Raw genomic sequence first — 24,986 nt, 5'->3', positions numbered from 1 at the left:
CCACACAGTTATCCACAGCTTATGTGCATAAGAAAAAATCTCCAATCGGCTCAAGCGGATTAGCTAAACTTCACAGAATTCACCAGAGAATCTATCCATAAAATGCCCATCATTCGCGTCGCGCTGGACGTGCCTTTGTCAACACTTTTCGATTATTTCGTGAGTGCAGACACATTGCTCGGAATCGGGCAGCGGGTGCTCGTACCATTCGGGCGCAAACAGGTGCTCGGTGTGGCGATGGAGTGGATTCAGGATTCGACACTTGCCATGGATCGGATCAAACCGGTAACAAAAGTGCTGGACGATGTGCCGCCGCTGCCGGAAGAGCTGCTGACCCTGCTGCGTTTTTGCAGCGACTATTACCACTATCCCCTAGGTATGACCGTGCTCTCTGCCTTGCCCACGCGTTTGCGTGCCGTGGAACCGATTGTCGTGAAACAGTCTCTGGATTACACGCTGAGCGCCACAGGAAGGGCGCTGGATATCGCGACATTGCCCAAACGTCGCGTCGTGCAGCAACGTATTCTGCAGGCTCTGCGCGAGGCACCGCTCAGCGGTGCGCAGCTGCGCAACCTGTCACCCAGCGCGCCAACTGCACTCAAGTCTTTGCTCGAAGAGGGCTGGGTCGAGACCATCGCACCAGTGGAGCGCACCACGCACACCTTCAACAATGCGCATGCACTCACTAGCGAACAACAACAGGCGGTAGATGCTGTCACGCAGCAAACCGGCTACGGCTGCTTCCTGCTGCACGGCATCACCGGCAGCGGCAAGACCGAGATCTATGTGCACCTGATGCATGAAATGTTACAGCGCGGCGGCCAAGTGCTGCTGCTGGTACCCGAGATCAACCTTACGCCGCAGCTTGAAAATTATTTCCGCAGCCGTTTTCCCGACATTGACCTGGTCAGCCTGCACAGCGGCCTCGCCGACGGCGAGCGCGCCCAGAACTGGCTCAAGGCGCAGTCCGGCGAAGCGCGCATCGTGCTGGGCACGCGTCTTTCAGTCTTTACGCCGTTGCCGAAACTGAGCCTGATCCTGGTTGACGAAGAGCACGACCCCTCCTTCAAGCAGCAGGACGGCCTGCGCTACTCGGCGCGCGACGTGGCCATCTTCCGCGCCAACCAGCGCGGCGTGCCCATTGTCCTCGGCTCCGCCACACCCTCGCTGGAAAGCTGGTACAACGCGCAGAGCGGACGCTACAAATTATTGAAGCTCACGCAACGCGCCGTGCAGCCCGCCACCCTGCCCGTCGTGCGCTGTATGGACATCACCAAGCTGCCGCTGCAGGACGGCCTGAGCGAGCCACTGCTTACTGCCATCGAGGCGCGGTTGCAGCGCAAGGAACAAAGCCTGATCTTCATCAACCGCCGCGGCTATGCGCCGGTGCTGATGTGCACTTCCTGCGGTTGGCTGTCCGAGTGCAAGCACTGCGCGGGCAAGCTGGTGCTGCACCAGAAAGACCGCAGCCTGCGCTGCCATCATTGCGGCGCACAGCAGCGCGTGCCAAACGCCTGTCCCACCTGCGGCGATGCCGACCTCAAGCCGGTGGGTATCGGCACGCAACGCCTGGAAGAGACGTTGCAAACCCGTTTTCCCGCAGCGCGCATCCTGCGCGTGGACCGCGACAGCACGCGCAACAAAGGCGCGTGGAATGCGATGCGCAAACAGATCCACGACGGCGAGGCCGACATCCTGATCGGCACGCAGATGCTGGCCAAGGGCCACGACTTTCCCAACCTCACTCTGGTCGGCGTCATCAGCCCGGACAGCGCGCTCTATAGCGCCGACTTCCGCGCCTCGGAAAAACTCTTCGCGCAACTCACGCAAGTCGGTGGCCGCGCCGGACGCGCCGACAAAGCCGGCGAAGTCATCGTGCAAACCGCCTTCCCCAATCATCCGTTGTTCCAGGCCCTGCGCGCGCACGACTACGAGATCTGGGCGCAGACCCTGCTGGCCGAGCGCCAGATGGCGGGCTTCCCGCCGTTCGTGTACCAGGCGCTGCTGAGTGCGGAAGGCAAGCAGGAAAGCGATGCCTACAATTTTCTGAAGCAGGCGCGCGGCGCAGCGCAGGAATTGCACATGCCGGTCGAGGTGTACAGCGTCGTACCCGCCGCCATGCCCAAACGCGCCAACCATTACCGTGCGCAACTGCTGGTGCAGAGCGACAAGCGCAAGGCGCTGGGGGAATTTTTGCGGGCGTGGAAGCCGGTGCTGGATGCGTTGCCTGCGGGCAAATTGCGCTGGGTGTTGGATGTTGATCCGATGGAGTTTTGAGGGTTAGACAGCGTAGGGCACGCCGCTTTTACATGGCCAAACGCCGTGTTATCGTTTGTGGGGTTTAAAAGATCAAGGAGATGGGAATGCAGACACAGAATATACGGCGGACTACTCCAGAATATACGGCGATTTTGCCGCCTACTTTACGTTAGCCGTTATGACACTTCATCACTCGATGCTTCAGCGCCTCTCTTTTGCCAAATATCTTTACACGCTGGCAATCGATCAATCTCGGCTTCCCGAAATTCAGGCCGCCGCATCTCTTTTAACGTTTCACGATTCAATCGAATTCTTCTTGCAGATTTCATCTGAGCATCTAAATGCAGGGAAGGGGCAACCCAGCTTCCTTGATTACTGGGATATTTTGAGTCCAAAGCTCGCCGGAGTCGAGCTTCCGCAAAAGGAGAGTATGCGGCGCCTTAACAAGGCAAGAGTATCGCTCAAGCATTCCGGTACGCTTCCATCAAGGCTAGATATCGAATCATTTCGCGCTTCCGTGACTGAATTCTTCACAGAGGCATCTCTACTGGTGTTTGGCCTAGAGTTCTCGGAGCTTTCTTTAATCGAGTACGTCTCAAACAATGAGGTTAAGTTGCATCTCAAAAAAGCGACGGACTTTGCCACAAGGAATGCGTATGAAGAATCAACACATGAAATAGCGCTAGCCTACGAAAAGTTGGTTGACTCATATACATTGGAGGTGACAAGTGGAATTTCTCGCCGGGCATTCTCGTTTGGATCAAGTATGGATTTCATGTCCGCTAGTCAAATTGGACTTCGGGGTAATGGGCTTGACCGCGTGGGGGATTTTGTCGATGCCGCAAAGAAGTCAATTGAAGAACTTCAAAATGCCGTTCGTATTCTTTCTCTCGGAATCAACTACAAGAAGTATGTCAAGTTCCGGTCACGCCTTCCAATCGTAATGCGGATGATGGGCGGTAACTATGTAATTCAGAAGATAGCTCACAAGGAAATTGATCATGACTACATTGGGTTTTGCATCATGTTCGTTGTCGAGTGCGCCATCCGTCTCGATGAGTCGAGTAATGTTGCGACTAACGACTAGCCACACGGTAATAGCGCTGCGCTTATTGCACCCTACAAGACTCATCGCTCTGAATGATGGGCATCTTTCATCCATGCAAAAGCATTCCCGCAACACCCGTCGATAGGTGATCCACAGCTAAAATGCCTGAAGAGTGCCGTCCCTTCTGGCCTGACGGCTTGCATGCCTGAAAACATCCGTCCCTCTTGGGCTGACGGCAAGGCAAGCAAAGCATTCCCGCCTCCACGCTGACACAGCACAGGGCTACAATGGCGATCTCGCTTGAACAGAGAAAACGATGACGATAGAACCACAAGTACTGGAATCCCTGGTCGCCATTACCGGCCGCGACGGCGTATTGACCGGCGTGGACGCCGCGCCTTACGGCAAGGACTGGCGCGGTCGCTATGCGAACGAAGCGCTGGCAGTGGTGTTTCCTTCCGACACGCAGCAGGTCAGCGACGTCGTGAAGCTGTGCGCCGCGAACAAAATTTCCATCGTGCCGCAGGGCGGCAACACCAGTTTGTGCGGCGGCTCGGTACCGCTGGCGGGGCCGATACCGCAGATCGTCATCAACCTCTCGCGCATGAACCGCGTCCGCGCCATCGATCCCACCAACTACACCATGACCGTGGAAGCAGGCTGCAAGCTGGAGTCACTGTATGCGGCGCCGGAAGCGGCGGACAGGCTGTTCCCGCTCGGGCTGACTGCGGTCGCGCCGCACTGCGAGATCGGCGGCAATCTGTCCACCAATGCGGGCGGCATCAACGTGCTGCGCTATGGCACGGCGCGCAATCTCGTGCTGGGGCTGGAAGTGGTGCTGCCGGACGGACGCATCTGGGACGGCCTGCGCAGCCTGCGCAAGGACAATACCGGTTATGACCTCAAGCAGTTATTCATTGGTGCGGAAGGCACGCTCGGCATCATCACCGCCGCGGTGCTGAAGCTCTTTCCGCGTCCGAAGTCGGTGGCGACCGCCTGCATCGCGGTGCGCGACCCGGCAGCAGCGGTGGAGTTGCTGGCACACCTGCGTGCCAACTGCGGCGACACGATCGACGCCTTCGAGTTCATCTCGCGCTCGTGCCTGGACCTGGTGTTCAAAAATATTCCCGAGACCCATGAACCGTTCGCCATCAAGCATGAATGGCTCGTCATCACACGCCTGGCCGATGTGCTGCCTGCGCCGCTGGATGCAGCCCTGCGCTATGCGCTGAATTCGTACGGCAGCGGCATCGTCGAGTTCGAGGTAACCACCAACAAGGATGACGCCGAGCGCTGGTGGAAGCTGCGCAAGAACATCGCCGAGGCGCAAAAGAGGGAAGGTCTCAGCATCAAGCACGATATCTCGGTGCCGATCAGCCGCGTGGCGGAATTCATCGAACAAGCCAGTGCCGCACTGCGCAAGGCGTTTCCCGGTGTCCGCATTGTCGCCTTCGGCCATATGGGCGACGGCAACATCCACTACAACACCTCCATGCCGGACGCTGTGCAGAACAAGATGTTCCTCGCACAACATGAGAAGGAAGTGCACCACATCGTGTATGAATTCGTGGCGAAGCTGCAGGGCAGCATCGCCGCCGAGCATGGCCTTGGCCAGCTCAAACGCGAAGAGGTCACCCACTACAAGAGCGCACTGGAGCTGGAGCTCATGCGCAGCATCAAGAGCACCCTGGATCCGCAAGGGCTGATGAATCCCGGGAAAGTGGTTTGAGTTTATTGAGCCGGCATGCGTGATTCAAGAATCCGTTCGCATTGACCCTTCGACTGCGCTCAGGACTAAAGGCCTTGTCGAAATGTGAATGGATTCTTGTGCTTCGACAAGCTCAGCACGAACGGCAAAATTGTTTACAGGAGAAGGCAACAATGGCAAACCAACCCGAAATTACCAACATGGCTTTGTTCTGCGATTTCGAGAACGTGGCGCTGGGCGTGCGCGACGCCAAGTACGCGCAGTTCGACATCAAGAAAGTGCTGGAACGCCTGCTGCTCAAGGGCAGCATCGTGGTCAAGAAAGCGTATTGTGACTGGGATCGCTACAAGGAATTCAAAGCCACCATGCACGAAGCCGCGTTCGAACTGATCGAGATTCCGCACGTGCGCCAATCGGGCAAGAACTCCGCCGATATCCGCATGGTCGTCGATGCGCTCGATCTCTGCTACACCAAGGCCCACGTCGACACCTTCGTCATCATCAGTGGCGATTCGGATTTTTCGCCGCTGGTCTCCAAGCTGCGCGAGAACAACAAATACGTGATCGGCATCGGCGTGAAGGATTCCACTTCCGATTTGTTGAGCGCTAATTGTGATGAATTCATCTTCTACGACGACTTGGTGCGGGTGCAGGAAGCGAAGAAAAAGCAGGCCGCCAAGAAGGCCCCCGCCAAGGCAAAAACAGGAACAGTAAAACCGGCCGAAGCAAAGGGCGAAGAAGACAAGAAGCAGGAAGCGATGGAATTTTTGGTTGAAACGGTCGAGGGTCTGATCTCGGAACGCGGCTCGGACGAAAAGATCTGGGGTTCGATGGTCAAGACCACCATGCAACGACGCAGGCCAGGCTTCAACGAATCTTTCTATGGTTATCGCTCGTTCCGTGAACTGATGGAGGATGCACAGAAGCACAAACTGGTGATGCTGGTGAAGGACGAAAAATCGGGGCAGTACACGATCCGGTTGCCGGTAGTGGATTAGCCCGAGCTCGAATCGACCAGTAGCGCCGTCACGCCCCATCGTCTTTAGCGCTCAATTTTGGTGCGTGCTTGCACAATACAAGTGCACTCATGGCGAAGATGCAATATTCCCCACAGCTTGTTACTCCGGCTGAATGGCATTTCAGTACAGTGGCATGATTGCTGCTACAATTTAATCAAGGGTGCCGGTCTTGCAGGTCGGCCACTTATAGAAGAACTAGGGTTCCGACCGTCTATTGAAGTCGATGGTGTCTGGTCCGAGAGTTCTCGGTCTTGTTGATGACAAGGCTCCACGGAGGGATAAAAGCCCGGGAGGATGTGACCAAGTTTCATTGGCACCCTCCCGGGCTATTTTTATTTCAGGAGTCGTGCAATGTCATTTCAACAGCATCCTACCGGTCGATCGACTCGCTCAATCTGTGCGGAACATTCTGTCAGCATCAGTAGTGATACAGCAAAAAGCGAGACGCCATGACCAAGCAAATATCCAAACAAAACATGCTGTGGGAAGAAACCATTCCCGGCGGGGGCCACTGGTCGTTCTTGATGAAGCGCGGAACCGCATTGCGCATCACCGATGTGGAAGGCGGGGCGAATCTGTCCGCGCTGTTCTACAACCGGGAAGAGAAGCTGGAACGCTACAACATGGCCGATACGCTGAAGGCGCAACACACCGCGCATCTCACCAAAGGCTTCGTGTGCTATTCGGACATGGGGCGCGTGCTGGCATCCATCATCGAAGACACTTGCGGCTGGCACGACACAATCTGCGGCATAAGCAACGCGGCGCTGGTGGAGAAGAAATACGGCAAAGCCGATTACCAGCAGTATCGCAACGCCATGCACCGTAATGCGCGCGACAGCTTTCTGATTGAACTCGGCAAGTGGGGTTTGGGGAAACGTGACATCGTGCCCAACGTGAATTTCTTCAGCAAGGCAAGTGTGGACAATGCCGGAAACTTGCATTACGAGCCCCGCAATTCCAGGGCGGGGAATTTTGTTGACTTGCGCTTCGACATGAATGTGCTGGTCGTCATGTCGGCGAGTCAGCATCCCCTGGATCCCGATTTGAAATACGCCCCGAAACCGGTGTTGCTGCAGGCATGGAACTGCGGTACTGCAAAGGAAGACGATTACTGCCGCAATTTCCGACCGGAGAATGTGCGCGGTTTCTACAACACCGAATTACTGTTTGGCTAAGGGCAGGAGAAAACATGGCTATCGTCGAAAGCAAATTGGCAGCGCAGCAAGCAAGTTTCGACTGCGTCCTGCCGGCGGGTGAATCCTGGCTGCATAAAGTGAAACGCGGGCAGGTATTCCGCATTCTTGACCTGGAAGGCAATCAGGCAGTGGATACGCTGTTCTACAACGCGCACAACCCGGAAGAGCGTTATAGCGCGGTGGATACCATACGCGAGCAAGGCAACCTGTATCTGACTGCCGGCACACGCCTGTTGTCCACCGAAGGCAACGTACTGATGACCATCGTCGCCGATACCTGCGGCAGGCACGATACGCTCGGCGGTGCCTGTGCGGCGGAAAGCAACGCTGTGCGCTATGCCATTGACAAGAAATACATGCACAGTTGCCGCGACAGTTTTTTGCACGCCCTCGGTCATTGCGACTGCGGCATGGACAAGCGCGATCTGACTGCCAACGTGAATTTTTTCATGAATGTGCCGGTGACCCCGCAGGGTGAACTGACATTCGCCGACGGCATCTCTGCGCCAGGGAAATACGTCGAGATGCGCGCGGAGATGGATGTGTACGTGCTGATCTCGAATTGTCCGCAGTTGAATAATCCCTGCAACGCCTATAACCCGACGCCGGTGCGGCTGTTGATCTGGGACGAGACAGGGCATTGATAAACATTTGGGCGCTTCTAAAAATTAAAAGTTCTAAGCAAGACAAGGCGCGAACAAAAAATTGCGACGCAGCATATGCATGATATGTAAGGAGTAATTTTTTGTGAGTAACACAGTATTGCGACGAAATTTGGATTTTTAGAAGTGTCCATTAGTCGGTATCCGGACGACCGGATACCTAATAACGATGCAGGACGACCTGCTGTTCAGGTGAGCTATGTTCAATAAAGTGTTGATCGCAAATCGCGGCGCAATTGCCTGCCGCATCATCCGAACGCTGAAACGGATGGGTATCCGATCGGTCGCAGTCTATTCGGAAGCCGATGCCCGTTCATTGCATGTGCAGATGGCAGACGAGGCTGTTTGCATCGGCGGGCCCGCTGCTGCCGAGAGTTATTTGCGCGGCGAGCGCATTCTGGAAGTCGCCCGGAGCACAGGTGCCCAGGCCATTCATCCCGGTTATGGTTTTCTATCCGAGAACGCCGCATTCGCCGAACAGTGTGCCGAAGCGGGGGTGGTATTCATCGGTCCCACACCGGACCAGATGCGCCGCTTTGGACTCAAGCATACCGCACGCGAAATCGCAGAACAGAACGGTGTGCCGCTGCTGCCGGGCAGCGGACTGTTGGGTGATGCCGGTCACGCGCATGCCGAGGCCTCGCGCATCGGCTATCCGGTGATGATCAAGAGCACGGCGGGCGGTGGCGGCATCGGCATGCGTCTATGCTGGAGTGCGGACGAACTGAACGAGGCGTTCCAGTCGGTGGAACGTCTGGCGCGCGCAAACTTCAAAGATGCCGGCATCTATCTGGAGAAGTATGTCGAACACGCGCGTCATATTGAAGTGCAGTTGTTCGGTGACGGCAGGGGGCAGGTGATCGCGCTGGGTGAGCGCGACTGCTCGGTGCAGCGCCGCAATCAAAAAGTAATCGAAGAGACACCCGCGCCGAATTTGACACCGGAAGTCAGAAAGCATCTGCTGGAAACCGCTGTGCGGTTGGGCGAAGCCGTGCAGTACCAATCGGCCGGAACGGTGGAATTCGTGTTCGACGCCCATAACGGCGAATTCTATTTCCTCGAAGTGAATACGCGTTTGCAAGTAGAACACGGTGTCACGGAAGAAGTGACCGGGGTCGATCTGGTCGAATGGATGGTGTTGCAAGCGGCTGGCGAACTCCCTGATCTGGGTTCGGTACTGATCAAACCCAAAGGCGCTTCGATCCAGGTACGTCTGTATGCGGAGGATCCGAACAAGAATTTCCAGCCTTCCAGCGGTGTGCTGACCGGGGTCGAGTTCTCTGCCGATGCGCGCAATGAAACCTGGGTGGAGCGCGGTAGCGACATTCCGCCGTACTACGATCCGATGATCGCCAAGATCATCGTCAAGGCGATGAACCGGGAAGCGGCGCTGGAGAAGATGCGCGATGCGCTGGCCGATACGCGGGTGGACGGTATTGAGACCAATCTGGAATATCTGCGCCAAATCGTGGCTGACCGCGTGTTCGCCGAGGGTCGGCAGACCACGCGCTACCTGAACGGCTTCCATTACAAACCGAACACCATCGACGTGCTGGAATCAGGCGTGCAAAGCACGCTTCAGGACTACCCGGGCCGTCTCGGTTACTGGAACATCGGTGTGCCGCCGTCGGGGCCGATGGATGCGCTTGCATTCCGGTTGGGCAACCAACTGTTGGGCAACGCAGGCGATGCGGCAGGATTGGAACTGACCGTTTCCGGCCCGACGCTGAAATTCAATCGCGACACGGTCATCGCGCTGACTGGCGCGGCGATGAAAGCCGAACTGGATGGCAAACCGTTGAAATTCTGGCGCAGCCATGTGATCAAGGCGGGTAGTGTGTTGCGGCTGGGCGCGGTGCAAGGCGGCGGTTGCAGGACTTATCTGGCTGTGGGCGGCGGCTTCGATGTACCGGATTATCTTGGCAGCAAATCCACTTTCACGCTGGGCCAGTTCGGCGGCCATGGCGGGCGCACGTTGCGCACCGGCGATGTGTTGCACCTCGGCGTTGAACCTCCTCCCCGGACACATCGCGCACTGCCGACAAATCTGATCCCTGCGTATGGCAATCAGTGGGAGATTGGCGTGTTGTACGGTCCGCATGGCGCGCCGGATTTTTTTACACCATCCGACATCCAGACTTTTTTTGCCACCGAATGGGAAGTGCATTACAACTCCAGCCGCACCGGTGTGCGCCTGATCGGCCCCAAGCCGGAATGGGCTCGGCAGGACGGCGGCGAGGCCGGGCTGCATCCGTCCAACATCCACGATAACGCCTATGCCATCGGCGCGGTGGACTTCACCGGCGATATGCCGGTGATCCTCGGCCCGGACGGTCCCAGCCTCGGCGGTTTCGTGTGTCCGGTGACCATCGTCCATGGCGAACTATGGAAGATGGGTCAACTGCGGCCGGGGGATACGGTGCGCTTCCGCTGGATGACCCTGGAGCAGGCGAATCACCTCGAACAGCTGCAAGACGAGACCATCGCAGGGCTGAGCTTGCCGAGGGCGCCACGCGAGTTTCCAGCCGCCAAAAAGATGGGCAGCCCCGTCATTCACAGTATTCCGGCCAAGGGTGAGCAGGTACAGGTGGTTTATCGCCAGTCCGGCGACCGCAACCTGCTCATCGAGTATGGGCCGCTGGTGCTCGATATCAATCTGCGATTCCGGGTACACGCGCTGATGCAATGGGTGCAGCAGGCGATGAGCGAGGGAAAGCTGCAAGGCGTCCTCGATCTGACTCCCGGTATCCGCTCGTTGCAGATCCATTTCGACAGTCGCGTGATGTCGCGCGGCGAATTGGTAAAGAAACTCATCAAAGCAGAGAAGCAGCTGCCACCCATTTCAGACATGGAGGTGCCAACACGCATCGTGCATCTTCCGTTGTCGTGGGACGACCCTTCGACAAAACTGGCGATCGAGAAATATATGCAGTCGGTACGCAAGGATGCGCCCTGGTGTCCGAGCAACATCGAGTTCATCCGCCGCATCAACGGCATTGCCGACATCGAACAGGTAAAACGTATCGTGTTCGACGCGAGCTATCTGGTGCTGGGTCTTGGGGATGTCTATCTTGGTGCGCCGGTGGCCACGCCGCTCGATCCGCGGCACCGCCTGGTCACGACCAAATATAACCCTGCACGTACCTGGACTCCGGAGAACGCTGTCGGCATCGGCGGTGCCTATATGTGTGTCTACGGCATGGAAGGTCCCGGCGGTTACCAGTTTGTCGGACGCACCGTTCAGATGTGGAACCGTTACAAACAGACGGCTGACTTCGAGCAAGGAAAACCATGGTTGCTGCGCTTCTTCGACCAGATTCGCTTTTATCCGGTGTCGGAGCAGGAGTTGCTCAAGATGCGCGAGGACTTCGTGGCCGGACGTTTCCAGCTCAAAACCGAGGAGACCACCTTCAGTCTGAAGGAATACAACCAGTACCTGCATACCAACGACAGGGAGATCAGTGCATTCCGCAACACGCAGCGTGCCGCGTTCGCCACAGAGCGCGAGATGTGGAAAGCCAACGGTCAGGCGGAGTACGCCACGGACAGCACGGTGGCAGATGCCGGAACGGACAGTGAACTTGACCTGCCGCCGGGTAGCCGTGCCGTGACAGCCCATGTCGCGGGCAACGTGTGGGCCATGTCTGTCGAGGTTGGCAGCAAGGTCAGGGCGGGCGATACGCTGGTGGTCATCGAGTCGATGAAGATGGAGATCGCGGTGCTCGCTCCCTGTGACGGCGAGATCCTTCAATTGAATTGCCGTGCGGGCGGACAAGTCTCCGCCGGGCAAGACCTGCTGGTAATCCACAGCGATGAGTGAGGGAACGATGAAAAACGATCTGAGCATAAATGCACTCCGTAAACGCTATCTTGCAGGCGAGCTGCATCCGCTGGCCGTCATGCAGGATATTCTGGCGCGCATCGGCGACGACCCGCACCACGTCTGGATCCACCGCTTGTCGTTGGCGGAAATCAGTGACTACGTGTCGGCCCTGCAAAACAAGGATCCTGTTACGCTGCCTTTGTACGGCATTCCGTTCGCCATCAAGGACAACATCGATCTGGCGGGTGCGCCGACTACGGCAGGCTGTCCTGAATTTGCCTATCAGCCGCAACGTCATGCGACGGTGGTGCAACGCCTGATCGAAGCGGGTGCGATCCCCGTCGGAAAAACCAACCTGGATCAATTCGCTACCGGGCTGAACGGTACACGTTCGCCGCACGGCGCATGCCGCAACGCGTATGACGCGGACTATATTTCCGGCGGTTCCAGCTCGGGTTCGGCAGTAGCCGTTGCGCTGGGGCTGGCCAGCTTCAGTCTGGGTACCGACACTGCCGGTTCGGGTCGCGTACCCGCCGCGTTCAACAATTTGGTCGGCGTAAAAGCGACGAGAGGCTGGTTATCCACCTGCGGCGTGGTACCTGCCTGTCGTTCGCTGGATTGCGTTTCCATCTTTGCGCTCAACACGGCTGATGCCGGCAGTGTGTTGTCTGTGGCAGCCGGGTACGACGAGCAGGACGCCTACTCGCGTCCGATGCTGCCGCACGGTTTTGATTTCGGACGCGCCGAAACTTTCCGTTTCGGTGTGCCGCGCGCCGAGCAATTGCAGTTCTTTGGCAATCAGCAGGCTGCCACTTTGTTCCAGCGCAGTTGCGATGCGTTGCGTGCCATCGGCGGTACAGCGGTCGAAGTCGATTTCGCCCCGTTCCTGAATGCGGCACGCCTGCTGTACGAAGGGCCATGGGTAGCGGAACGCTATGTCGCGATCCGCGAATTCTTCGATGCAAATGCGGAACACGTCAATCCGGTGGTGCGCGAGATCATCGCCGGTGCAAAGAAATTCTCCGCGGCCGATGCGTTCAGCGGCATGTACCAGCTGGAAGCGTTGCGCAAGGAAACCGCATCGGTCTGGAACAGGATCGATTGTCTGGTCACGCCGACCGCCGGAACCATCTATCGCATAGACGAGATGCAGGCCGACCCGATACGCCTGAATGCGAACCTCGGCTATTACACCAACTTCATGAACCTGCTGGATTATGCTGCGGTAGCAGTTCCGGCAGGCTTTCAGGACAACGGCCTGCCATTCGGCATCACGCTGGCAGCACCTGCACATCAGGACATTCCATTGCTGCATCTGGCCGATCGGTTGTTCCATGACGCGAACGATTTACCCGCAGAAAAAGAAAAATTGCTGACCGGAAGAATCCGCGTCGCAGTTTGTGGCGCACACCTCGAGGGACTCCCGCTTAATCACCAGCTCACAAGTCGAGGCGCGCACCTGGTGACATGCACCAGCAGTTCGGCCGATTACAAGCTGTATGCATTGCCCGGAGGCCCACCGTATCGTCCGGGTATGGTGCGCGTGGAGAATGGTGAGGCAGGCGGTGCCATTGAAGTGGAAGTATGGGAAATGCCCGCGCGCGAATTCGGTTCATTCGTGGCTGGCATACCCGCGCCGCTCGGTATCGGCACCATCACACTGGCAAGCGGCGAACAGGTTCAGGGTTTTGTCTGCGAGCAGTATGCCGCAAAGGATGCGGCCGATATTTCCCGCTTTGGCGGATGGCGAGCCTATCTGCGGCAGTTGAGCTGATTTCCATGGAACTGCAATTGTTCAAAACGCTATGGGGGCATGGCGGCTCGCTGAACAAGGCTGCCTATCAGGCCGTTGATGCGGGTTTTGTCGGCCTGGAAGGAAATGCGGATATGCCGCAGACACGTCGCGATGAATTGCAGTCCATATTGCAGACGTGGGGCTTGCGCTACATTCAGGAGATCGTGACGGCAGGCGGTTATGTGCCCCGACGCCAGGCGACAGTGGAAGAACATATCGCCGATGTCGAGCGCCAGCTTCAACTCGGACGCTCGCTTGAACCTCAATGGGTGACCGTTATCGGCGGTTGCGATGCATGGCAGTTGGAACAAAGTGTGCGCTTCTTCGGCGAAGTGCAAGAAGTCGCTGCGAGAATGAACATCGAATGCAGCTTTGAGACGCACCGCAGTCGCTCATTGTATAACCCCTGGACCACGATCGATATCTTGCAGCGCCTGCCGGAATTGCAACTCACTTGCGACTTCAGCCACTGGGTAGTGGTGATGGAGCGGCAACTGGATCACGACTGGGATGCGGTCAAGGAAGTTGCGCGGCATGCCCGTCACATTCATGCCCGCGTCGGTTATGACCAGGGACCGCAAGTACCCCATCCGGCCTCGCCGGAATATGCGGGTGCGCTGGCATCGCATCAGCGCTATTGGGAAGCGATCTGGTCGGCACAGCGCGACAACGGAAATTCCCTCACAACGATGACCCCTGAGTTCGGCCCGGACGGCTATTTGCATACCATGCCATTCACGCAGCTGCCGGTTGCCGATTTGTGGGAGATCAATGCGTGGATGGGAAGAACCGAACTCGAGCATTTTGAGAATTGGTGCAGCAACGGCCATTCGACTGACAGCAGTGTGAAGTGACCATGTTCGGACTCACCTTTCAACCGCGGCAGAAGGCCGTCTCGGCACTGCTTGCGGGCTCGGTGTTCTGGGGGCTGTTCTGGTGGCCGCTCAAATCGCTCTCCATGTTCGGCATCCAGGGCGGCATTGTGCAGGTATATGCGTTTGGCTTGTCGGTGCTGCTGCTGTTGCCCTTCGTTTGGAATAATTTGGCGCAATTGCGCGGACAGATACGGCTGATCCTGCTTATAGCCGCACTGGGCGGCTGGGCCACCGCGGCATTGGTCACCTCTCTCGCTGCGGGAAGCGTGGTCCGCGTCATGTTGCTGTTTTACCTGGCACCTGTGTGGACGATCCTTGCGGCAAGGATATTCCTGGGCGAAGCGTTCACACGGTTGCGACTCATTGCGCTGGGACTTGCACTGGCAGGACTGGCCGCGACCTTGGGCGGCCCCGAGATATTTTCGACGCCGCTGTCTGCGATAGATATGCTTGCGCTCTCTTCCGGACTGGCTTTCGCCTTCAACAATGTGGCTATCCGGGTTGGTCACGGCTTGCCGGACACGGTGCGGGCAGTGGCGATCAACGCAGGATGTGCCCTCATTTCGTTCGGCTTCATGTGCCGGGAAGCCAAGCCCATGCAGACGCTCGATGTCATGCAGCTGGGAATACTGTCCGCACTCGGTTTGTTCTGGGTATTGCCCGGCACGCTGGCGACTTTCTACGGTGTGGCGCGCCTTGATGCGGGCAAGGCGGCGATCTTGTTGCTGGCGGAACTGGTTGTCGGCGTATTTTCCGCAGTGTTGATCGGGGGAGAGCAATTGTCCATGCAGGAAATCACAGGCGGGTTCCTTATTCTGACGGCAGCAATAATCGAAGCTCGATCAGAGGCTGCTGCGCATATTTGATCCTGATCACACCATTCACATCATCAACACAACGTTTGTCGAATGACTAACTCTGTCCCAGCGTTCCGGAAAATTGTCCCTGAAATTTTGAGTGATTTTTCTTTCAGGCAAAGCAAACCCGGGTGCACTACTTTTGGTGCGTGTTGCGTTCAATGTTGGTGCGAGTCGCCTGTGTTTTAGCGCAGCATTCAATCAGTGAAAACAATCTAATCTCAATAAAAACAACGGCAAACTGAAAAATTTGTAGTCTGGCATCGTTATTGCTGAATGATTAATGAATATTACGAATATTCAATCCAGTAATACCATAGACAAATCGGAGACGACAATGAATGTAAATAGATTCGGTAAGGCAATGAAGCGTTGGATGGCAGGTGCGCTGGTTACCATGGCGGCCTTTTGTTCCATTTCTGCAAATGCGGCCCAACCCTTGACGATAGGTTACAGCGACTGGCCTGGCTGGGTGGCTTGGCAGGTGGCGATTGACAAGGGTTGGTTCAAGGATGCCGGTGTTGACGTGAAGTTCCAATGGTTCGATTACTCTGCATCAATGGACGCGTTCGCGGCTGGCAAGATTGATGGGGTCTTCATGACCAATGGCGACGCGCTCGTTACGGGCGCCGGTGGCGGCAGAAGCAAGATGATTCTGATAACCGACTATTCCAACGGAAACGATATGATCATTGCCAAACCGGGCATCAAGACACTGACCGACCTGAAGGGCAAGAAGGTGTCTGTGGAAGTGGGTTTGGTTGAGCATCTGTTGTTGCGCAATGGCATGAAGAAAGCCGGCATGAAGGCAGATGATATCGAAATCGTCGGTGCCAAAACCAACGAAATGCCACAAATGCTCGCATCCAACGATATCTCTGCCATCGGAGCCTGGGAGCCCATCGCAGGCCAAGCCAGAAAAGCGGTTCCGGGCGCCAAGGCGATCTATACCTCCGCCGACGAACCGGGCTTGATCTATGACGTATTGGCGGTTAATCCAGCGAGCGTCAAGGATCGTCGCGATGACTGGCAAAAAGTGGTCAAGATGTGGAACAAGGTAGTCGCCTACATTGAAAATCCCGAGACTCAGGCAGATGCGGTCAAGATCATGGCGGCCCGTTCCGGCGTGAGCCCGGCGGAGTACCTGCCTCTTCTTAAAGGCACAAAGCTGCTGACGCTTGAAGAGGGCAAGAAGGTATATGTCAAGGCTGAAGGCTATCGATCCATTTATGGTTCTACCGAAATTGCGAATACCTTCAATTGGTACAACAAGGCGTACGGCTTGAGTCAGAACGTGCCCAGCTACATCGATCCGTCTTTCACGAATGCAAACTGAGCATAATTTAGAACCCCTACTTTTAACCTGCAAAAAAAGGAAACTTTCATGAACCCCAACCTTTTGAAGAACACATTTCAACATTCGCTTTCCAAAGTGGTGTTGCCTGCCGTGGCGCTCGGCTTTTCTCTGGCCGCTCATGCAGAAGAAGCGCCTGTTCCCGATTACAGCCTGGCCTACAACGTGGGGGTGCTCTCCGACTACCGTGTGCGCGGTATTGCCCAGACTTCGGGCGATCCGGCCCTTCAGGGCGGAATCGACTTGACCACCAAGAGTGGCGTTTACCTGGGCACCGCCGCTTCCAATGTGAAATGGGTAAAGGAGTTCAATGGCGCCACAAAAGGAAGTTACGAGCTCGACCTGTATGGCGGGTATCGGGCGCAAATTACCGATACCAATTTTTCGTACGACGTGGGTGTGATCACATACCAGTATCCGGGTAACAATTCCGGCGTGGCGGGTTTCTATCCTGCCGGCACATTTGGGAACGCCAGCACAGTTGAAATGTACGGTGATCTTACTTACGAAATATACACACTGAAATACAACCGCAGTGTCGGCAATTTCCTGGGTAACCTGAACAGCTCCGGAAGTCAGTATTTTGACCTCAGTGCGGCTGTAGATATGACTCACGGCTTCACGCTCACGCCCCATATCGGACATCAGTTCATCCCGAACCAGACCGGAAACCTGGGCAACTATACCGACATGTCGTTGACCTTGGCCAAGGATTTTGGCAATGGCTTAAGTGCAACTGCTGCGCTCATCACCACCAATGCCAACAAGACTTTCTACACGGATACCAAGGGCAGATACCTGGGCAACAACACGTTTGCAGCCGGATTGAGGTATAGCTTCTGATTGGAAATATCGGGCTCGATAGCAGTCTGAAAAGAAAACACCAAGTGTCCCGCAGAGGATCGCGGGACTTTGGCAGGACAATTGAAATTTCTAGCATTGAAGATATTAGGAATAAGGGCAAGGAAACGAGTATGAATACCAGCTCCTGGTTTGCGGTGCGGCGAGAACTGTCGCAGAACAAGAAAACGATACTGGGCGTTGCTTCGTTCCTGCTTCCTCTGCTGATATGGTGCATGGTCAGCTATTTGCCCTTTATCTGGCATCCGAAGGTGTTGATCAGCAACCCGGGCGATGTGGATTATTTTCAGGTGGGCATGCTGGTCGACAAAGCGACGTTCAGGGACGAGCTTTCCAATATGCAATCCACGGGCAAGATCGCGCCCCAGGGTCAGCCCGCCAATCCCATCTATCTTCCTGCGCCGCATGAAGTTGCAAAAGCGTTCTATACCGGATTCACCACAGCGCCGGAACAGCGCGACGGACAGTGGTTGCACGAGAGCCTTTGGCACAGCATTCAGATTATTTTTTGGGGTTTCGTGATCTCCTCGGTGATTGGTGTTCCTCTGGGGATCCTTTGCGGTACCTATAGCGCTGTTTCAAGGCTGAATGAGCCATTTGTGGAATTTTTCCGCTATCTGCCTGCACCGGCATTCGGTGCGCTGGCCGTGGCGATCCTCGGTATTTACGACGGGCCAAAAATTGCCATTATCGTGATCGGCACACTGTTTCAACAGATCCTGATCATCGCCAATACCACGCGCAAGCTGGACTACGCACTGATCGAAGCGGCGATGACGCTCGGCACCGGCCGCATCAAGCTCCTGTTTCGCGTGATACTGCCCGGAGTGTTGCCGGACATCTACCGTGATCAGCGCATTTTGCTCGGCTGGGCGTGGACCTATCTGATCGTGGCCGAGCTGATCGGTACCTCGTCGGGCATTACCTGGTTCATCACCCAGCAAGCGCGCTACCAGCATTTTGACAACGTCTACGCAGCCATCTTCATGATCGGCTTGCTCGGTCTCGGCGGCGATTTGCTGCTGGCCGTTCTGGGCAAGAAATTGTTCCGCTGGAACCTTTCGGCCAACAAGGAGTAAACATGAACACTACCAGCCATTTGCCGAGCTACCTTGAACAGTCCGAAGCAGTCCGGAGCCGGTTTGATCGTCTGAAGTCGCGCGAGGTCATCCTCGAAGTAAAACATCTGGGCAAGGACTACAAGACGACCAAGGGCAATGTCACGGCGCTAAAGGATGTCAACTTCAAGACCCATCGTCGCGAATTCGTCTGCGTAATTGGGCCATCCGGCTGCGGCAAATCGACCCTGATCCGCATTCTGGCGGGTCTGGAATCCCACACCTCAGGCGAGGTGCTGCTGGATGGCAAGCCGGTGACCGGACCGGGCCGGGACCGTGGCATGGTATTTCAGGGCTACACATTGTTCCCCTGGCTGACCGTAAAAAAGAACGTCATGTTCGGTCTGGAAGTGAACAACGTCAGTACAGACGATGCCGGTCGCGAGGCGGAACTTTGGCTGGAGTTGATCGGGCTTGAGAAGTTCGCCAACGCGTTCCCACACGAATTATCCGGCGGCATGAAGCAGCGAGTGGCGATCGCCCGTGCGCTGGTAAACCAGCCGCGCATTCTGCTGATGGATGAGCCGTTCGGCGCACTGGATGCGCAATCCCGCGTCAAGATGCAAACGCATCTGCTGGAAATCTGGCGCAACATCGACATCACTGTGCTGTTCATCACGCACGACCTGGATGAGGCCATATTCCTGGCGGATCGCATTCTGGTATTGAAAGCGCATCCGGGTGAAGTGCAGGAGTTGATCGAAGTCCCGGTGCCACGCCCGCGAAGTGGCGAGCAGTTTGCCGGCCCGGAATTCCTGGCCACCAAGGCGCGCCTGGAAGCCCTCATTCATCCGCAGGAAGCGGAGCCGGATCCGGATGCAGAGGTAAAACCGCAGATGATCCGTTTCGTCAACGTTGCAGACAACGTGGAGTGATCATGACAATGCAATGGTCACATGCCACCTGGGACGAGCTCCCTTCCGCGCTCGGAATCTCGAACAACAGTGCCATCCTGCCGGTCGGCGCGACCGAGCAACACGGGCCGCATCTCGGATGCGGCATGGATTACATCCTGGCCGATATTCTGTGTCGGGCAGTGGCAAGAAAAGTGAAAGTGCCGATGCTGCCCACCATGCCTTACGGTTGTTCGGTGGGACACAGTCGGCGCTGGCCGGGCACAATCGCCGTGTCACCGATCACGCTGATCAACTTGATCAAGGAAATCGGTGACTGGTCCTACCACAGCGGAGTGCGTCGCCTGTTTATCGTCAATACCCATGTCACCAATGCCGCGCCTCTGCGCTGCGCGCTGGAAATGCTGCGCGGCGAACACGATGACATGATGGTGTGCGTGTTCAATTCCGGCACGCTCAGTCCGCGCGTGCGCGAATTTCATCATGCAGATGGTGATGACTGGCATGCGAACGACGCAGAAACTTCGCTGATGCTGGCGAAAGCGCCTGAGATGGTGCGCAACGACAAACTCGGGATCGCGGATGACCCTGACCGTACTGCCGGACTGGTGTTCTCCCACCCGGTGAACCGCACAAGCCTCAACGGTGTCACCGGAAAGCCCAGCATTGCCAATGCCGACAAAGGCGCAACGTGGTTTTCCTGGATGGTGGAAGACTTGAGCCAGTTGATCATGCAAGGCATGCACGAAGAACCTCCCCTTGCACATTCGTATTTCAGTCGTGTGCACGGCTAATAACCGATTTTTTTGAAAGGAATGGTATGACGAAATCTTTAGCGGAAATCAGCAAAATTCAGGAAGACCTGAAGAACAAGGGTGTGAAATATTGCATCGGTGCGTATGTCGATATCCACGGTATTCCCAAGGCCAAGGTCGTGCCCATTGACCATTTGCCGCAGATGGCCGCTGGCTCAGAGCGCTATACCGGTTATGCGTTGGACGGCCTGGGCCAGGCACCGAGCGATGATGAATTGAATTCCATCCCGGATCTCGACCATATCATCCAATTGCCGTGGGAGCCCAAAGTTGCCTGGATGCCTGCCGACAACGGCTTTCAGGGAAAGCCTTATCCGCTCAATACCCGGGTGGCGCTCAAGAATGTACTGGCAACGGCGGCAGAAATGGGGTTTGGCTTCAATCTCGGTATCGAGTGTGAAATCTACCTGCTGAAACAGGAGGCAGATGGCCAGCTGGTTGTGCCCAATCCAGACGACAAGCTGACCAAACCTTGTTACGACGTGCGCGGCTTCATGGACAATTTCGGCTGGCTGGACAAGATGGCCAGCGCCATCAACGGCCTCGGTTGGGATCTCTATTCGCTCGATCACGAGGATGGCAATAGCCAGTTCGAATTCGATTTCAATTACAGTGATGCGCTGACCATGTGTGACCGTCTCACCTTCTTCCGCTACATGGCCAAGCACTATGCCAAGGAGGAAGGTCTGCTCGCCACCATGATGCCCAAGCCCTTTGCCGACAAGACCGGCACTGGTGCGCACTTCAACATGTCACTGTATGACATCAATACAGGAAAAAATCTGTTTGCCTGCGACCCCAAGGACGACCCGCGCGGCATCGGATTGACCAAGCTCGGCTACCAGTTCATCGCCGGCATCCTCAAGCACGGTCCCGCGTTGTGCGCGACATTTGCCCCGACCGTCAATAGCTACAAGAGACTGGTAAGGCAGGGCAAGATGAGCTACTTCAGCTGGGCCCCGGTATTCAATTCTTACGGCTCCAACAACCGCACCAACTCGGTACGGGTACCGGCCGGCGGCGGGCGCTGCGAATCGCGTAACGCCGACGGTGCCGTCAACCCCTATCTGGCCGCGGCGTTAGCACTTGCCGCAGGACTGGAAGGGATACGCGAGGGACTCGACCCCGGCAATCCAAACGAAGATAATCTGTATGGAATTTCGGAAACCGAACGCACCAAACGCGGCATTGATTTCCTGCCGCAGACACTACAAGAGGCGGTGGCTGCGTTTGCAGCGGATCCGCTGGTCGAGCATGCGCTGGGCAAAGAATTGAAGGACGAATTCATACACTACAAAACGGAAGAGTGGGAAACGTATCATCTCACCGTGAGTAAGTGGGAAATCGAACGTTACAGTTATATGTTCTGAAAGAAGTACGATGAAAGTCAGCAGCGAGAAGAAAAATTCCACATTGGTAAGCCGCGTCAGTATCTCGTTGCCGCCGCCGTTGCTGATCGAGCTCGACCGCATGGTGGAGAGCCGTGGATACGAAAGCCGTTCGCAGGCGATAGGCGAGATGGTGAATTACCAGCTCAGCGAGCATAAACGCACACTGGGCAACGAGGTGATGGTTGGCACGATCACGCTGCTTTATGACAGATTGACGCGTGACTTGCAGAAGAAGCTGGCCGATTTGCAATTCAAACATATCAATGAAGTGATCAGCTCGCTGCACGTGCACTTGACTGAGGATCAGTTGATGGAAGTCATTCTGGTGCAGGGGCCGGCAACAAAACTGCAGGAAGTCGCTAACGAAATGATCACCCTGCGCGGAATTATCACCGGACGATTGCAACTGCTTGCTGCGGTCATTCCACCTGTGCATCCCATATCCGGTAACAAGAGTGAGAAGTCATCGCCGCTCAATTCACCAAAAACCCCCAAATAGCAATTAGCTGACCAGCGGTTGGTGGGGTGAGCAGAGGCCAACAAGGCGTCAAGGTATAAGCCACCACCCTGCTGGCAGGAGCTCCGCCAATGTTTCCGCTTGGAAATACGCACCGTGGCAGCTTCTGGAAATTCCGACCAATAGTAAAAGATCATGCCCGCCACGCGCCGCTTACGGCTCAGCACAGGCCATTAATCTCAGTCAACAATCTCAACGGCCTATACCGGTCTATATACCGGTCTATGCATTCGTTTTGCTGTTCACAGATCAGTCAGAAAGTTAGTATCGCCGCGCATCAAATGTGTAAGCAAAATTTTAAGTTTTTGAAATTGGATATTTTGCCGGTTTAATAAGACCCAACAAGTGCAGCCCGACATTGCTGCTCCGCTGGCATGATCTTAAAGTTTCGCAAAAGTCTGGTCGGGCAATCTGCAAACCTCACATTACTAATCAAAAGGATGGTTATGAAACGTCAAATGCTGATTATTTTTTTCTCGCTCGCCTACGTTGCTGCAAGTGCAGCTGAAAGTGACCTATTGTCTTCACCCAGTGCAAGTCTGCGGCCAGCCAATGCTCCACAAGAAGCGGAAATTGGAGGCATTGTGGGCGTGGTTCCTGGCTATTTCGGCGCACAAAAATTGTCACTAGTGGCAAGTCCTTATGTCGAGGCAAATTTTGGCAACGGAGCCTTTGTGGGCGCCAGTGGCATTGGGTATCGCAGCCCGAATTATGGGTCGTTTTCAGTTGCAGCAAGTCTCGGTGCGGGCCGGTCAAGGCTGGAAAGCGCCGGTAATGCCGACACGCATAATCGGCTGACCGGCATGGGTGATGTGACGCCGCGCGCTCAGGCCAATCTGTTCGCCAACTATGACAACGGTCCGTACCATGCGTACGTATTGCTGCAACGAGAGTTGGGCAACCGGGACGGTGCCGAAGGGCAGTTAGTAGGTATGTTCGACGCGGTTTCTACAAAAACCGATCTCGTCCAGTTGTATGCGGGCATTGATTACGCAAACCAGGCGCAGATGCAAACCTTTTTTGGAGTCACTGCATCGCAATCATCCACCAGCGGAAATGCAGTTTACACACCAGGAGCGGGTGTTGCCGGCAGCTCGGTGGGATCGATCTGGCGGCATGCTTTCAGCCAGCATTGGGTCGGCACCCTTGAAGTGGGGGTGATATCCTTGAGCGGTGGGGCCGCGGACAGTCCGTTGACTGCACGCAAAACCAATGGGCTTGCAGTTGTTAGTTCCGGGTACCGGTTCTGAGTTAATGGCTTCGGCCCGGTTCAAGTACAGGGCCCGAAAGATTCCGGAATGCCAATTTCGAAGCAGGAAAAGTATTCCGTTTCTTTCGGGGTCTAAACTTTGTTGTTCGGTGGGCAGGCAGTAGTAACAACAGTTAGACCGTTTTCTGTCGGGAGGGCTGCATGTCCGGGTTAAAGGCGAGCATCAATTTCACGCGCCAAGACGGCCTTCGACAACGCGCATCAGCTTTTGGACGGCCATATAAACCAGCAACACCACCGCCAGACTGGACAGGAATCCCGCCAATACATCTGCCGGGAAGTGCGCGCCGAGGCTGCTTCTGGAAATTCCAACCCACAACACATAGGTCACGCCTGCCACGCGCCACTTGCGGTTCAGCACCGGCCACAGGCTGGCAACAACCAGCATTGCAAACGAAGAATGCCCGCTGGGAAGGCTGTGGTGATATTCCGGTGTGCCGATAATATTCACAGTGCCTTGCGGAAGTGCCAGCGGCGGGCGCGGAAAGTCGAGCAGGGGTTTCAGGAATCCCAGCAGCAAACCGTCCAGCAAGTAAGCGATGCTGAACACGGCAATCACCGATGTCCAGAGTGTCACTTGCAGGCGGTAATGCTGTAGATCCTGATCCGCCCTGTTTACAACGACCAGCGCGAAGATCGTCAGCAGACCAAGGTAGGGTATAAAAAGGTTGTGATCGCCCAGCGTGGTGCCAAGCAGCATGACCTGATCCAACCATGCAAACCTGATGTCATTGATGACGTGAAACAGCCAGACGTTGGCGCCACCCCAATCGTAGAAGATTTCTTTCATGGCAGTCCCTGCTTAAGCGGCCAGGGCCAATCCCCACATGATCAGGCCACCGGCGGCAGACACACCCGCTACTGCGAACAGCCATTTCTTGCGCGTCAATACCGTGATGGACGCCAGAGAGATGGCGATCTGTATCAGGGTCATGGATTGCGCCAGTTTATGGTGGGGATGCATCGCGTGTTCGCTTTCCTCGTTGGCCTTTTCCGATTCGGCTTCCAGAGCCTCGGCTTTGGCCTTGATCTCCTTTTTGTCGTTTTCGTATTTCTCGATCTGGGCCTTGTAGTAATCGTGCTTGCTCTTCGGCGCCATGTCGGAAGCGAGTTCCATCAAATGCCCCTTGTTGCTCTTGGCCTGGTAAAAACTCCATTGATCGGAAGCCTGGGTTTTTTTCAGCACGGCCTCGTTCTTGTACAACATGGCCTGATTTTGCGTATCGCCACCCTGATAGCTGACGATCGCGCCTACCGAGGCCAGGATCGCGGTGAAAATCGCGACTTGCCCGCCCAGCTTGTCGCCACTATGGGCGCCGTGTTCCACTGCATGATCGTGGGCACCGTGAACATGAAATCCTTCTGACATAATCTTATCCTTTACTCGGGCATCAAGAAAAACAGACGCGCATTCTATACCGCGAACCGGGAAATGTTGTCAGCACCTCACCGGGTTTGCACTATCAAACCGATGCCGGTCGAGTGTTATAATCCGCGCCTCTTTAACGGGCATGGTGTTGTGCCATCCCTGAAAATAACATTCGCTGTGCCCGTTTTTCCT

20 protein-coding genes and 1 riboswitch are annotated in these 24,986 nt (G+C 55.9%); of the genes, 18 read left to right on the top strand and 2 right to left on the bottom strand.

The annotated features are described in order from the left end of the window. Positions 1-102: 102 nt before the first annotated feature. The 18 genes from QOY30_RS17025 to QOY30_RS16940 all read left to right on the top strand — a co-directional run bounded on the left by QOY30_RS17025 (position 103) and on the right by QOY30_RS16940 (position 23,405). On the top strand, positions 103-2,277 hold the full coding sequence (locus QOY30_RS17025; protein WP_283745814.1) for a primosomal protein N': 2,175 nt from the start codon (positions 103-105) through the stop codon (positions 2,275-2,277). A 55-nt stretch (positions 2,278-2,332) separates the two neighbouring features. Beyond that, on the top strand, positions 2,333-3,346 hold the full coding sequence (locus QOY30_RS17020; protein WP_283745813.1) for a hypothetical protein: 1,014 nt from the start codon (positions 2,333-2,335) through the stop codon (positions 3,344-3,346). A gap of 277 nt (positions 3,347-3,623) precedes the next feature. Then, the gene (locus QOY30_RS17015; RefSeq protein ID WP_283745812.1) at positions 3,624-5,036 is read left to right on the top strand and encodes an FAD-binding oxidoreductase; all 1,413 of its coding nucleotides are present in this window, start codon (positions 3,624-3,626) and stop codon (positions 5,034-5,036) included. A 152-nt stretch (positions 5,037-5,188) separates the two neighbouring features. Further along, complete coding sequence (locus tag QOY30_RS17010; RefSeq protein ID WP_283745811.1) at positions 5,189-6,013, top strand: NYN domain-containing protein; 825 nt, start codon at positions 5,189-5,191, stop codon at positions 6,011-6,013. A 205-nt stretch (positions 6,014-6,218) separates the two neighbouring features. Next, a riboswitch (guanidine-I (ykkC/yxkD leader) is annotated at positions 6,219-6,329 on the top strand. A 154-nt stretch (positions 6,330-6,483) separates the two neighbouring features. Further along, entirely contained in the window at positions 6,484-7,212 is a 729-nt protein-coding gene (locus QOY30_RS17005; protein WP_283745810.1) for an urea amidolyase associated protein UAAP1, read from the top strand. Between the two features lie 14 nt (positions 7,213-7,226). Further along, positions 7,227-7,877: an urea amidolyase associated protein UAAP2 gene (locus tag QOY30_RS17000; RefSeq protein ID WP_283745809.1), complete on the top strand. Its 651-nt coding sequence runs from the start codon at positions 7,227-7,229 to the stop codon at positions 7,875-7,877. 217 nt (positions 7,878-8,094) lie between these two features. Beyond that, entirely contained in the window at positions 8,095-11,715 is a 3,621-nt protein-coding gene (gene uca / locus QOY30_RS16995; RefSeq protein WP_283745808.1) for an urea carboxylase, read from the top strand. A 7-nt stretch (positions 11,716-11,722) separates the two neighbouring features. Next, a complete protein-coding gene (gene atzF, locus QOY30_RS16990; protein ID WP_283745807.1) occupies positions 11,723-13,492 on the top strand; it encodes an allophanate hydrolase in 1,770 nt (589 codons plus the stop codon). A gap of 5 nt (positions 13,493-13,497) precedes the next feature. Beyond that, positions 13,498-14,367: an apurinic/apyrimidinic endonuclease family protein gene (locus QOY30_RS16985; RefSeq protein ID WP_283745806.1), complete on the top strand. Its 870-nt coding sequence runs from the start codon at positions 13,498-13,500 to the stop codon at positions 14,365-14,367. Positions 14,368-14,369: 2 nt separating this feature from the next. Continuing rightward, positions 14,370-15,254, top strand: a complete 885-nt coding sequence (locus tag QOY30_RS16980) for a DMT family transporter (protein ID WP_283745805.1) — start codon at positions 14,370-14,372, stop codon at positions 15,252-15,254. Positions 15,255-15,582: 328 nt separating this feature from the next. Continuing rightward, positions 15,583-16,581 (top strand): ABC transporter substrate-binding protein, encoded by a 999-nt coding sequence (locus QOY30_RS16975; RefSeq protein WP_502958697.1) that lies wholly within the window; start codon positions 15,583-15,585, stop codon positions 16,579-16,581. 48 nt (positions 16,582-16,629) lie between these two features. Beyond that, complete coding sequence (locus QOY30_RS16970; RefSeq protein WP_283745804.1) at positions 16,630-17,442, top strand: TorF family putative porin; 813 nt, start codon at positions 16,630-16,632, stop codon at positions 17,440-17,442. 131 nt (positions 17,443-17,573) lie between these two features. After that, positions 17,574-18,539, top strand: a complete 966-nt coding sequence (locus tag QOY30_RS16965; RefSeq protein ID WP_283745803.1) for an ABC transporter permease — start codon at positions 17,574-17,576, stop codon at positions 18,537-18,539. 2 nt (positions 18,540-18,541) lie between these two features. After that, positions 18,542-19,453, top strand: a complete 912-nt coding sequence (locus tag QOY30_RS16960; RefSeq protein ID WP_283745802.1) for an ABC transporter ATP-binding protein — start codon at positions 18,542-18,544, stop codon at positions 19,451-19,453. Positions 19,454-19,455: 2 nt separating this feature from the next. Then, positions 19,456-20,226 carry a creatininase family protein gene (locus QOY30_RS16955; RefSeq protein ID WP_283745801.1) on the top strand — a complete coding sequence of 257 codons (771 nt, stop codon included), beginning with the start codon at positions 19,456-19,458 and terminating at the stop codon, positions 20,224-20,226. Positions 20,227-20,252: 26 nt separating this feature from the next. Further along, entirely contained in the window at positions 20,253-21,617 is a 1,365-nt protein-coding gene (glnT, locus tag QOY30_RS16950; protein ID WP_283745800.1) for a type III glutamate--ammonia ligase, read from the top strand. A 10-nt stretch (positions 21,618-21,627) separates the two neighbouring features. Continuing rightward, the gene (gene nikR / locus QOY30_RS16945) at positions 21,628-22,137 is read left to right on the top strand and encodes a nickel-responsive transcriptional regulator NikR (protein ID WP_283745799.1); all 510 of its coding nucleotides are present in this window, start codon (positions 21,628-21,630) and stop codon (positions 22,135-22,137) included. A gap of 464 nt (positions 22,138-22,601) precedes the next feature. Next, entirely contained in the window at positions 22,602-23,405 is an 804-nt protein-coding gene (locus QOY30_RS16940) for a MipA/OmpV family protein (protein ID WP_283745798.1), read from the top strand. Positions 23,406-23,594: 189 nt separating this feature from the next. Here QOY30_RS16940 and QOY30_RS16935 read toward each other — a convergent pair whose 3' ends face one another. Further along, positions 23,595-24,215 (bottom strand): phosphatase PAP2 family protein, encoded by a 621-nt coding sequence (locus tag QOY30_RS16935; protein ID WP_283745797.1) that lies wholly within the window; start codon positions 24,213-24,215, stop codon positions 23,595-23,597. 12 nt (positions 24,216-24,227) lie between these two features. After that, positions 24,228-24,794, bottom strand: coding sequence for a DUF4337 domain-containing protein (locus QOY30_RS16930; RefSeq protein ID WP_283745796.1), 567 nt, complete (start codon positions 24,792-24,794; stop codon positions 24,228-24,230). Between the last annotated feature and the right edge of the window lie 192 nt (positions 24,795-24,986).

The sequence above is a fragment of the Sideroxydans sp. CL21 genome (genome assembly GCF_902459525.1).
Lineage (GTDB): Bacteria > Pseudomonadota > Gammaproteobacteria > Burkholderiales > Gallionellaceae > Sideroxyarcus.
This window is presented reverse-complemented; position numbering and strand designations above follow the sequence as displayed.

Excerpts from the sequence above, each read along its gene's own strand:
- QOY30_RS17025 (WP_283745814.1), top strand. The coding sequence starts at position 103 with ATGCCCATCATTCGCGTCGCGCTGGACGTGCCTTTGTCAACACTTTTC.
- QOY30_RS17015 (WP_283745812.1), top strand. The coding sequence starts at position 3,624 with ATGACGATAGAACCACAAGTACTGGAATCCCTGGTCGCCATTACCGGC.
- QOY30_RS17010 (WP_283745811.1), top strand. The coding sequence starts at position 5,189 with ATGGCAAACCAACCCGAAATTACCAACATGGCTTTGTTCTGCGATTTC.
- QOY30_RS17005 (WP_283745810.1), top strand. The coding sequence starts at position 6,484 with ATGACCAAGCAAATATCCAAACAAAACATGCTGTGGGAAGAAACCATT.
- QOY30_RS17000 (WP_283745809.1), top strand. The coding sequence starts at position 7,227 with ATGGCTATCGTCGAAAGCAAATTGGCAGCGCAGCAAGCAAGTTTCGAC.
- uca (WP_283745808.1), top strand. The coding sequence starts at position 8,095 with ATGTTCAATAAAGTGTTGATCGCAAATCGCGGCGCAATTGCCTGCCGC.
- atzF (WP_283745807.1), top strand. The coding sequence starts at position 11,723 with ATGAAAAACGATCTGAGCATAAATGCACTCCGTAAACGCTATCTTGCA.
- QOY30_RS16985 (WP_283745806.1), top strand. The coding sequence starts at position 13,498 with ATGGAACTGCAATTGTTCAAAACGCTATGGGGGCATGGCGGCTCGCTG.
- QOY30_RS16980 (WP_283745805.1), top strand. The coding sequence starts at position 14,370 with ATGTTCGGACTCACCTTTCAACCGCGGCAGAAGGCCGTCTCGGCACTG.
- QOY30_RS16975 (WP_502958697.1), top strand. The coding sequence starts at position 15,583 with ATGAATGTAAATAGATTCGGTAAGGCAATGAAGCGTTGGATGGCAGGT.
- QOY30_RS16970 (WP_283745804.1), top strand. The coding sequence starts at position 16,630 with ATGAACCCCAACCTTTTGAAGAACACATTTCAACATTCGCTTTCCAAA.
- QOY30_RS16965 (WP_283745803.1), top strand. The coding sequence starts at position 17,574 with ATGAATACCAGCTCCTGGTTTGCGGTGCGGCGAGAACTGTCGCAGAAC.
- QOY30_RS16960 (WP_283745802.1), top strand. The coding sequence starts at position 18,542 with ATGAACACTACCAGCCATTTGCCGAGCTACCTTGAACAGTCCGAAGCA.
- QOY30_RS16955 (WP_283745801.1), top strand. The coding sequence starts at position 19,456 with ATGACAATGCAATGGTCACATGCCACCTGGGACGAGCTCCCTTCCGCG.
- glnT (WP_283745800.1), top strand. The coding sequence starts at position 20,253 with ATGACGAAATCTTTAGCGGAAATCAGCAAAATTCAGGAAGACCTGAAG.
- nikR (WP_283745799.1), top strand. The coding sequence starts at position 21,628 with ATGAAAGTCAGCAGCGAGAAGAAAAATTCCACATTGGTAAGCCGCGTC.
- QOY30_RS16940 (WP_283745798.1), top strand. The coding sequence starts at position 22,602 with ATGAAACGTCAAATGCTGATTATTTTTTTCTCGCTCGCCTACGTTGCT.
- QOY30_RS16935 (WP_283745797.1), bottom strand. The coding sequence starts at position 24,215 with ATGAAAGAAATCTTCTACGATTGGGGTGGCGCCAACGTCTGGCTGTTT.
- QOY30_RS16930 (WP_283745796.1), bottom strand. The coding sequence starts at position 24,794 with ATGTCAGAAGGATTTCATGTTCACGGTGCCCACGATCATGCAGTGGAA.